Origin of the sequence: Brevibacillus sp. AG (genome assembly GCF_028369215.1) — a bacterium.
Classification (GTDB): domain Bacteria; phylum Bacillota; class Bacilli; order Brevibacillales; family Brevibacillaceae; genus Brevibacillus; species Brevibacillus porteri.
The window spans coordinates 1107979-1117367 of record NZ_JAQMYO010000001.1 but is presented as its reverse complement, the minus strand read 5'-3'; the positions used below and the strand labels follow the sequence as shown (position 1 = coordinate 1117367).

At 47.1% G+C, this 9389-nt stretch carries 9 protein-coding genes; 6 read left to right on the top strand and 3 right to left on the bottom strand.

What is annotated here, in order from left to right; translation table 11 throughout:
- Nucleotides 1-24: 24 nt before the first annotated feature.
- Nucleotides 25-792, bottom strand: a complete 768-nt coding sequence (sleB, locus tag POF51_RS05110) for a spore cortex-lytic enzyme (RefSeq protein WP_069844572.1) — start codon at nt 790-792, stop codon at nt 25-27.
- A 150-nt stretch (nt 793-942) separates the two neighbouring features.
- Between sleB and POF51_RS05105 the strand changes: the two genes are divergently transcribed.
- Both POF51_RS05105 and POF51_RS05100 read left to right on the top strand, forming a co-directional pair.
- Entirely contained in the window at nt 943-2571 is a 1629-nt protein-coding gene (locus POF51_RS05105) for a thiamine pyrophosphate-binding protein (RefSeq protein WP_069844573.1), read from the top strand.
- A gap of 75 nt (nt 2572-2646) precedes the next feature.
- Nucleotides 2647-2988, top strand: coding sequence for an Asp23/Gls24 family envelope stress response protein (locus tag POF51_RS05100; protein ID WP_069844574.1), 342 nt, complete (start codon nt 2647-2649; stop codon nt 2986-2988).
- A gap of 46 nt (nt 2989-3034) precedes the next feature.
- Here the strand turns inward: POF51_RS05100 and ftsW are convergent, their stop codons facing one another.
- Together ftsW and POF51_RS05090 are read right to left on the bottom strand one after the other, a co-directional pair.
- Nucleotides 3035-4204, bottom strand: coding sequence for a putative lipid II flippase FtsW (gene ftsW / locus POF51_RS05095; protein ID WP_017247933.1), 1170 nt, complete (start codon nt 4202-4204; stop codon nt 3035-3037).
- A 66-nt stretch (nt 4205-4270) separates the two neighbouring features.
- On the bottom strand, nt 4271-4615 hold the full coding sequence (locus POF51_RS05090) for a YugN family protein (protein WP_017247934.1): 345 nt from the start codon (nt 4613-4615) through the stop codon (nt 4271-4273).
- A gap of 151 nt (nt 4616-4766) precedes the next feature.
- On the opposite strand from POF51_RS05090, the gene POF51_RS05085 reads away from it, so the two are divergent.
- The 4 genes from POF51_RS05085 to POF51_RS05070 all read left to right on the top strand — a co-directional run bounded on the left by POF51_RS05085 (nt 4767) and on the right by POF51_RS05070 (nt 9382).
- A complete protein-coding gene (locus tag POF51_RS05085) occupies nt 4767-5207 on the top strand; it encodes a CBS domain-containing protein (protein WP_017247935.1) in 441 nt (146 codons plus the stop codon).
- Nucleotides 5208-5321: 114 nt separating this feature from the next.
- Nucleotides 5322-6359, top strand: a complete 1038-nt coding sequence (locus tag POF51_RS05080) for a MerR family transcriptional regulator (protein ID WP_069844575.1) — start codon at nt 5322-5324, stop codon at nt 6357-6359.
- A gap of 380 nt (nt 6360-6739) precedes the next feature.
- The gene (locus tag POF51_RS05075; protein ID WP_069844576.1) at nt 6740-7450 is read left to right on the top strand and encodes a thermonuclease family protein; all 711 of its coding nucleotides are present in this window, start codon (nt 6740-6742) and stop codon (nt 7448-7450) included.
- 240 nt (nt 7451-7690) lie between these two features.
- A complete protein-coding gene (locus POF51_RS05070) occupies nt 7691-9382 on the top strand; it encodes a methyl-accepting chemotaxis protein (protein WP_069844577.1) in 1692 nt (563 codons plus the stop codon).
- Nucleotides 9383-9389: the final 7 nt, after the last annotated feature.

Below are 9389 nucleotides of genomic sequence, written 5' to 3'. Positions count from 1 at the left end.
GTTGTGCCTGTTTTTTATGGAATGTTAGCGGCAAAAAATGTGTCTGCCGATCTTTTTGATTTGAGGGCGGCTCCAAATCCAACCGGATGTAGCTGTATCCGGGTTGAAATAATAAATGGCTCCGTCTGTTGGGTCCCAACCTTTAAGCGCATCATTCACTGCTTTTTTTGCCTGCTCGTTCGGTGCCAGCCAAATCTGACCATCCGCAACAGCTGTAAAGGCACGAGGTTCGAAGATAACGCCCGCTGGTGTATTGGGAAAGGATGCGTTCTTCGTCCGGTTCAGAATAACAGCAGCAACTGCTACTTGGCCAATATAAGGCTCTCCACGCGATTCTCCGTACACGGCATTCGCCATCAAGCGCAGGTCGTTCTCTGATACTCCCGCTGCGTGATACGTAGGTTTAGAAGGCGTAGTAGGCTTCGACGGTGCAGGAGTTGCGGTTTGTGGCACCCCGAGATCAGAAGCAGTGGGCTTATAATTTTTCGTTGCGTTATACAGCTTTACTTTCGTTTGCGCGCCGAGGACACCATCTACGGTCATACCAAACTCATACTGAAAGTTACGCAACGCCCAATATGAACGCCACCCGAATACGCCGTCTACTTTTCCCGTATAAAATCCAAGGTGCTTCAAGCGATACTGCATTTCACGCACGTCTGAGCCTTCTGCCCCTACTTTGACGATCTGCTTACTGAATGCATCTGAGCGCAACGGAGATACCATAACCGCAGTCGTAACCAGAAGTGCGAATACTACTACAGCTAGCAGCCATTTGACAGGCTGTTTCATTTCTTACCCTCCTTCGGGTATGGATTTGAATATCAGTTGATTATTGTTAGGTTCTCCAACTTCCGTCATTTTGGCCTTAGTAAAATATTGGAGAATGCGTAGACTACGAGTAATGTATTTCCACTTTAGTTCTGGAAGGGGAAGATTTTGATGCAGGTCGCGCAATTTTTGACGGAACAACTGATCAGATGGGGAGTAAAACGAATATACGGGGTGGCAGGTGACGGTATCTTTGCCTGGCTGGATCAGATCGCTAAGCAATCCGACATTCAATACATTGCCTGCAAGCATGAATCTGCTGCGGCTATGATGGCAAGTGCGGAAGCAAAACTGACGGGAATTCCGGCTGTTTGTACCGCGACGATGGGGCCGGGTTTTGTGAATTTGCTGAATGGACTTGCAGATGCGCATACAGATCGCGCACCTGTCATTGCAATTACAGGTCAAGTGGAGACATACAAGCTGGGTGGCGCGTACAAGCAGTTTATCTCACAAGAAGACATGATACGGCCCATCAGTTTTTATTCGACGACGATTACGCATCCAGATGCCATCCAAAGTGTTTTGCACAAAGCATTTGTCACAGCTATGCAGCAAAAAGGAGTGACACATCTCTCCATTTGCAAGGACGTTTTTACGCAATCGACTTCAGATGCAGTCCTTCCAGCACTTCCACGCATTCCACATGCCATTTATCCTGATCGAATGGAGATCGAGCTCGCTTGCGAGCAGGTTGCGAAAGCGCAAAAGCCTCTCATACTGCTTGGTATCGGTGCCCGCAAGTTGGCGGATTCGTGTGTGAATCTAGCGGAACAGCTAGGGGCAGGCGTGTTGCTGTCGCTCGGAGCAAAAGGGGCGGTAGATGAATCTCATCCACTGGTGATCGGCGGATGGGGAGAAGGGGGCAGCGAAACAACTTTACATGCATTAGCGGAAGCAGATTTGTTGCTGATTTTGGGAGCGAGCTGGTTTCCTCGCGCTTTTTTGCCAAAAAAACTGTCCGTCATTCAAGTAGATCATCAGCCTGGATCGATACATGCACATCCCTACCTCCAGTCTGTCACGGCTGAATTGGACGATGTTCTGCCGATCTGGATGAGACGATTGCAATCGCGCAGACAGGACGATGCGTGGCAGGAACAGATCAAGCGGTGGCATGGAGAGTTTGGCAGGGAGACAGAGCAAGCAGTCATTCAACAAGCGAGTGAGCAAGTAAAACCACAAACCTTGATGCATACGCTTGGGGGAGTGGTCAATGAAGATGCGATTATTGTCCTAGATACGGGTGAGCACACGATCTGGTTTAATCGTGCGTTCCGTGGGAAAAAACAGACCCCACTCTTTTCAGGGAAGTGGCGGACGATGGGATTTGGGTTGCCTGCGGCTGTGGCTGCAAAGCTCACCTATCCTGAGAAACAGGTCGTCTGCGTCGCTGGGGATGGGGGATTGCAAATGAATCTGGCAGAACTTATGACAGCGGCCGAGCTCCAACTTCCGATTGTGATTCTCGTGGTGAACAATGGGACATTAGGATTGGAAGAGGTCAAAATGAGTCAGGCGGGCTTGATCCCTTTTGGAGTGAAATTGCGTAATCCAGATTTTCAACAATTGGCGAATGCTTGCGGAATCAGTGGCAAGGTCGTCAAAGAGGTACATACCTTGGAGTCGGTATTGCGGGAGGCGATTGCTGCAGATCAGTTGACACTCGTTGACATTCATTGCACGTCTCCGACACTAACGGAGAGAAAAAAACAAATTTCCTTCCAAGCCCAAGCATGATTTGTTTATAATGAAAGAAAAGGCAAATGAAACCAGTGGGGGAAGTACGAAACGGGCGAAGAGGAGGGCGTCCTGATGGCTGATGGGCTTGGCGAAATCAGAGTAGCAGATCAGGTGATCGCGATCATTGCTGGGGTTGCTGTAGAAGAAGTGTTGGAAGTCACAGTTCGTTCAGGCGGAATCTATCAAGATTTGGCGAAAAAGCTGAATGGCGGCGCGAAAGGCATTACCGTTTCCGTAATAGAAGACAGAGTCACCATTGACATGCGTGTCTCCGTCCGTTATGGGGCGCAGATCCATCACGTCTGTCACGTCCTACAGGAAAAAGTAAAAGAAGCGGTGGAAACATTAACAGGTCTTTATGTGGAAGCCGTGAATGTACGGGTGGAAACAATCGAACTCCTTCGAAATGAGTAAGAAAAAAGGGATACTGGAAGCATCCGGTATCCCTTATATTTGTTTCTTACATGGCATATGGCTGTTTTTGTAATTGCTCTTCTACCTTCTGGCGACTGACTTCCCGCGATATACTGAGCAAAAAGCCAGTGGCGAGCAGACATACAAGTAAAGAAGAACCACCATAACTGATAAACGGCAGTGGTACACCTGTCAGTGGAATCAAACCCGTTACTCCGCCAATGTTTAGGATCGCCTGAATGGCGAACATGCTGACAACACCGATTCCTGCCAGACTGGCAAAGGTGTCTTTTACGCGCAGACAAATATGGATGCCGCGCAGCAAGAAAAGCAAATAGATCAAGAGGAACACAGAGGCGCCGATAAAACCTAGCTCTTCTGTCATGATCGAGAAAATAAAATCGGTATGCCTCTCCGGCAAATACAAATACTTTTGAATGCTTTTTCCAAAGCCTGTCCCAGTCAGACCGCCATGTGCAATTGCAATCCAGGATTGAATGATGTTGTAGCCAGTGCCGTCCATATCACTCCACGGATTGAGATAAGAGTAAATCCGATTCAAGGCATGGGGCTTTGCTGTGATATATACCAATAGGGCAACAGTCACAGCCGGTGCACCGAGACCGATCAATTGGCGGATTTTGGCCCCACCGCAGATCATGACAATCAAAGCGCATCCGAGCAAGATGGCGGCAGAACCAAGGTCGGGTTGGACTACAATTAGCATAAAAAACATCCCCGTTACCATCAGTGGGGGCATCAAACCGGATTTCAGCTTTTGTATCCCGTTTCCTTTTTTGGAGATAATCGCTGCCAAGTACAGAATAAGGCCAAGCTTGGCAAACTCCGCAGGCTGAATGGTTGCAGAACCGATTTCAAACCACGATCGAGCTCCGTTAACTTGCTTACCAATACCTGGAATAAGAACCAGGAGCAAAGAAAAGAAGCTGACGAGCGCAATCAATAAGAAATTTCTCTTATAAAAGGAGAAGGGAATGTTCATGGCCACCAGCATCCCAACGACACCGACCAGCAAGAAAACCGATTGACGCTTCACGAAATAAAGCTCATCTCCGCCACAATAATCACAGCCGCCACTTGTAAAACTGGTCAATGCGAAAATAGAGCTGGAGCTGAGCACCATGGTTATGCCAAACCCAACAAGTAGGGCGGTCAAAAACAGGAGCAAAAAGTCAGGTACGCCCCTCGTCTTCATAAAAATACCCCCCTCTACGTGAAACAGAGAGGGGATTCCTCTCTGTACACCGTGCCATTTCATTTTTTAGTGTGAGGACAGCTTTTCGCCCAGCATTTGCAGCTTCAATTTCGCTGTTTTTACAACGGAGTCTGGCATTGGGTAATCGTAATCCAGACCGTGTGGGAAAAGATGTTTGCCCATATAAGGATCTTCGAGCTTCAGTACGGAGTGCGAATCCTCAAGTTTGCCTTCTGACACGTTCGCTTCGATACGCAGGTAGAAGACATTGCCTTTATCATGGATTTTATAATCGTATGTAGCATGCTTGTAATCCCAAGCGCCGCGATCAAAGCCGAGTTCGCTCATGTAGTGCTCCAGATCGGCGAAAAAGACTTCTTTCGTGCCAATTCCCGTGTCCTTAATGACCATTCTTTTTCCTCCTAAAAATGGGTGAGATATTCACTTATTAATCATAGTCTGTTTTTGGAAGAAGCGCAATATATCATACTGTTTCTTGCGCATGAAACGATAGGGGAGAGGACAAACTACAATCGTTGATTAGCAAAAGGAGGAGAATGAAATGGCGAAGCTGGAAAATCGCACATTGCGCGAAATTATGACAAAAGATGTCGCTACTGTGACGCTTAAGGATAATGTGTATGAAGTGGCTTGCAAAATGCGCGATTGGAATGTAGGGGTCATTCCGGTTGTGGATGAAAAAGAGGATGTGATCGGGATCATTACGGACCGCGATATCGTCATTCGGGGTTTGGCTGAAAAGCATGAGGGATCGACTGCCACCGAGGTGGTCATGACACGGGACATTATTCTTGGGCAACCAGGAACGACTGTCGATGAAGCGGCCAGGATCATGGCCCAGCATCAAATTCGTCGATTGCCTGTTGTCGAGAAAGGCAAGCTGGTCGGAATTGTGGCGTTGGCAGATATGGCTGTTCGTCAAGTTCACCACGATGAGGCGAGTGACGCTCTCCAGCAAATTTCTGAGCCGGCGACACATTAATATGATAGAAACGAGCTGTCGGAAAGAATCCGGCAGCTTTTTTTCATTCGTTCTGTACATTCACGCTGCGTCAAGGTTTATGATAGAAAAAGAATGATACAGGGAGAGAGTTCCATGCAAATCAAAGACATGGCCGATCGTTTGCAAATAACCCCGCGTGCGATTCGATATTATGAAGAAAAAGGGCTGATCAAGCCATCGAAAGCAGATGCGTCCGGGTATCGCCAGTTCACAGAGGAAGATGTCTGGAGGCTGCAAACCATCATGACACTGCGCGAGGTCGGGATGGCGGTAGAAGACATTCGGGAGCTCCTGATTCAAATGAAAGATCAGGAAGGCAGTCTTCTCCATTATTTAGAGCTGCAGCGTTCGTTTATGTATACAAGATGGGTAGAAATGAGCAAGGTCATCCAAACGACAGAAGCGATGATTGAACGGATAAAGGGTAGAGAATCGATTGATCCAGGCGAGCTGTTTACATTGGCAGAAGCGAACAAGCGATTGAAGCAGACACGGGATAACTGGGTGGATCGATGGAATTTTAATGAATGGGCGGACCGCTATGACGAATGGGTACATGGCGGGAATGGTCATGAATCATACGAAAACGTGCTGGATGAGGTTGTTGCGACTGTTGCGGTTAAATCAGGAGAGTGCGGTCTGGATGCCGGAACGGGTACAGGAAACCTCGCAGGGCGTCTCGTGAAAAAAGGAGCCAGGATGAGCGGGTTCGACCAATCTCCGCAAATGCTGAAGCAATGCAGAGCGAAACACCCAGAGGTCGAGACGAAGCTGGGAACCTTTTTCGCATTTCCATTTTTAGAAAATCGATTTGACTTTGTGGCTACGAGTTACGCCTTGCACCATTTGACGGATGATCAGAAGCAGCTTGCTTTGGCGGAATGTCGCCGCGTGTTAAAACCAGGGGGACGGTTGGTCATTGCCGATTTAATGTTTGAGGATCAGGCGCATAGACAAGCTCATCTTGATACCCTAAGGGAGGCAGGTCATACGAGAGTGATAGCAGATATTCAGGACCGCTGTTATGCCGATCGCTCCCGATTGCTACAGGAGCTTGCCAATCTTGGTTTTACGAACGAAGTAAAACAGCTAGGTACCTATACGCATTTGATCTTGTCTACTTGTAAGTAATTCATTCCTGAGACGTTTTTTCAAAAAGTCGACTTTTGAACACGCATTTTACTTTTGGGCTCTTCCAACTACTGGCACGCGTCTAGCCTTTTGCATAGGCTGTAGCGAGAAGGAAAGGAGGACTCCGCCATGGGTCTGTTCGATGGTTTTTTTGATCGCGAAAACGAGGAATTTATATGGATTATTATTGTCGTGGTCGTCCTGTTGTTCTTGTTTAGCGCCGATCGTGACTAAAATCTGGACGTATAGACAAAACGACCTTGCGTGAAGGTCGTTTTTTTCGTTAGGAAAAAACGGACTGCTTTTCTCTCCTATTGACCTGGGTTGGCAAATCCACTACGCTGGAAAACAATGCAACGTAGAACAGGAGAAGGACGTCTATGAAACGATTAACCGTATTTCTGCTCGCACTGGTTCTTTTGCTATCGGCATGTGGATCGTCCGGTCAGCCAGAAGCTAACGGCGAGATAGATGCTGTGATCAAACGAGTGGTTGATGGCGATACATTTGAGTTGGACAGCGGGGAAAAAGTCCGTATGATTGGCGTAGATACCCCAGAGACAGTAAAACCCAACCATCCGGTCGAACCGTATGGAAAAGAAGCGAGCGATTACTCAAAGGAGCTTTTAACTGGCAAAAAGGTCAAGCTGAAGTTCGATGTCGTGCCTTATGACAAGTACAAGCGTTTGCTTGCTTACGTATATTTGGAAGACGGCACCTTTGTCAATGAAAAGCTCGTTCGTGACGGCTACGCCCGGATCATGACGATCCCACCGAATGTAGCTCAAGCAGAACTGTTCCTGGCAGCGGAGCGGGAAGCACGGGAGCAGAATCGCGGGCTGTGGGCTTTAGAAGGGCAGCAGGCAGAGGCTCCTAAGGAAAAAGCCAAGCCCCAAAAACAGTCCAAGGACAATACGGCGGCTGACACCGCGCCACCTGAAGGCAAAACCATCAAGGGCAATATCAACAGCAAAGGCGAGAAAATCTATCACGTTCCAGGCTCCGCTAGCTACGAGCAAACAAAAGCGGAGGTGTGGTTTGCGACGGAAGAAGAAGCGCAGCAAGCAGGTTTTCGGGCGCCAAAACGATAAGCCATGTAAGAAAAAGTAGCCGCATAAATGTATAGGTAAGCCTCGTCCGCCTTGGCAGTCGGGGCTTTTTCATTGTCGAAAAGAATTCTATAAATGTTACAGAACGATGTTGTATGATAAAAAAGTTCAAAAGACCTATAGAAAATGCCGTTACATAAGATAAAGGGATTATTAAATAACTTACATATTTCACAGAATGCAGGAATAATTCGTAGAATTTCGATGGAGGAAACAACTATTATGAAGTTGACGGTAAGGAAAAAGCTTTTTTTAGGATTTTTGGCAGTGTTATTACTTTTAGTGGCAGTCGCAGGCATTGGTTATTCTCAGATTGCATCCATCGATTCTCGTTATCGGACAATGATCGAAGACCGAATTAACAAGGAGATGCTATCCAAGGACATTATTGCAAGTGTCAGTGAACGACAAAAGTATGCACGAGGATACGTCATTGTAGGCGATGACAGTTATCTGGCGGGGTATACGAAGGCAAATGACAGTTATAAAGAGCTTACTTCCGAACTATCCAAAATGGGTATGAATTCTGAAGGGGAAAAACTTGTAACAGAGATGAACGAGCTGCATGCCCAACACGAGGAAATTATTGACCGGGTTGTAGCGTTAAAGCAACAAAACAAAGTAGAAGAGTACACGCGCTTGGTCAGAGATGAATGTACGCCAGTCGGCGAATTGTTTATACAAAAAGCCCAAGAATTTGTTGCTCTCGAACAGAAACTGTTGGAACAAGATATTGCCCAGCTGGATAGCAATATTCAATCTACGAAGCTCCTGGTTATCTTGCTTAGCTTACTTGCTCTTCTCACAGGAGTAGGTATTGCCCTCATGATTGGACGTGCCATTTCTCGCCCCGTTTTACTGATCACGCATGCAGCAGAACAAATTGCTGCAGGGAACTTGGCCCGAGCAGATATTCAAATCAAGAATCGCGACGAAATCGGTGAACTAGCCCGCCATTTTTCCCAAATGAAGCACAATCTGCAAGATTTATTAGAACGAGTCTCCTTCCATTCACAACAAGTAGCCGCCTCCTCCGAGGAATTGACAGCCAGCTCCGAATTAACACGCCAGACAGCAGAGAACGTATCCCAATCGATCCAAGATATTGCAGCAGGCGCTGAACAGCAAGTAAATGATGCGGAGAATGCCACACAGATTGCCGTGAGCATCTCGCAAGTCATGCAGCAAGTATCAATGAGCATGGCTCATGCGATCAGCTCATCCGTTGAAGCGAACAAAACAGCAACCGAAGGCAATGAAGTGGTTGCCAAATCAATCGAACAAATGAATGAGATTAATCAAAGAGTGAGCTCTTCTACCGAAGTGGTCAATATGCTCGGTGAAAAATCAAAAGAAGTTGGTTCCATCATTTCGATTATTACGGAAATCGCGAGTCAAACGAATTTATTGGCGTTAAACGCAGCGATTGAAGCGGCGAGAGCGGGAGAACAGGGAAGAGGATTCGCAGTCGTAGCAGGTGAAGTTCGCAAATTAGCAGAACAATCCGCGCAAGCAGCTTCGCAGATCGCTTCCATCATCGGAGATATTCAAAGAGATACGGAAAAGGCGATTCACGTCATGAGTCAAGGGGACGTAGCTGTTAAAGAAGGAGTCATCATGATCGAACAAGCTGGAGTTGCCTTCTACAAAATTTTGGGTGTAGTAGACGAAGTCTCGAAAAGAACACAAGAAATGTCAGAACAAATCAATGAAGCCAATAACGGAACTGTTTCCGTAGTGGAATTTATAGAGGGAATTGCGCATGTTTCAAGGATGGCAGCGGAAAACACACAAAGCGTAGTTGCTTCTGTACAAGAACAAACAGCTTCTATGGAACAGATTACAACCGCTTCCAGTACACTCGCCGAAATGGCAGAAGAGCTGCAGCATTCCATCCGTAAGTTTCAATTGTAAGGCGAGA

What these genes read in the sequence shown, in the direction of transcription:
- sleB (WP_069844572.1), bottom strand. Translation starts at nt 792, where the DNA reads ATGAAACAGCCTGTCAAATGGCTGCTAGCTGTAGTAGTATTCGCACTT.
- POF51_RS05105 (WP_069844573.1), top strand. Translation starts at nt 943, where the DNA reads ATGCAGGTCGCGCAATTTTTGACGGAACAACTGATCAGATGGGGAGTA.
- POF51_RS05100 (WP_069844574.1), top strand. Translation starts at nt 2,647, where the DNA reads ATGGCTGATGGGCTTGGCGAAATCAGAGTAGCAGATCAGGTGATCGCG.
- ftsW (WP_017247933.1), bottom strand. Translation starts at nt 4,204, where the DNA reads ATGAAGACGAGGGGCGTACCTGACTTTTTGCTCCTGTTTTTGACCGCC.
- POF51_RS05090 (WP_017247934.1), bottom strand. Translation starts at nt 4,615, where the DNA reads ATGGTCATTAAGGACACGGGAATTGGCACGAAAGAAGTCTTTTTCGCC.
- POF51_RS05085 (WP_017247935.1), top strand. Translation starts at nt 4,767, where the DNA reads ATGGCGAAGCTGGAAAATCGCACATTGCGCGAAATTATGACAAAAGAT.
- POF51_RS05080 (WP_069844575.1), top strand. Translation starts at nt 5,322, where the DNA reads ATGCAAATCAAAGACATGGCCGATCGTTTGCAAATAACCCCGCGTGCG.
- POF51_RS05075 (WP_069844576.1), top strand. Translation starts at nt 6,740, where the DNA reads ATGAAACGATTAACCGTATTTCTGCTCGCACTGGTTCTTTTGCTATCG.
- POF51_RS05070 (WP_069844577.1), top strand. Translation starts at nt 7,691, where the DNA reads ATGAAGTTGACGGTAAGGAAAAAGCTTTTTTTAGGATTTTTGGCAGTG.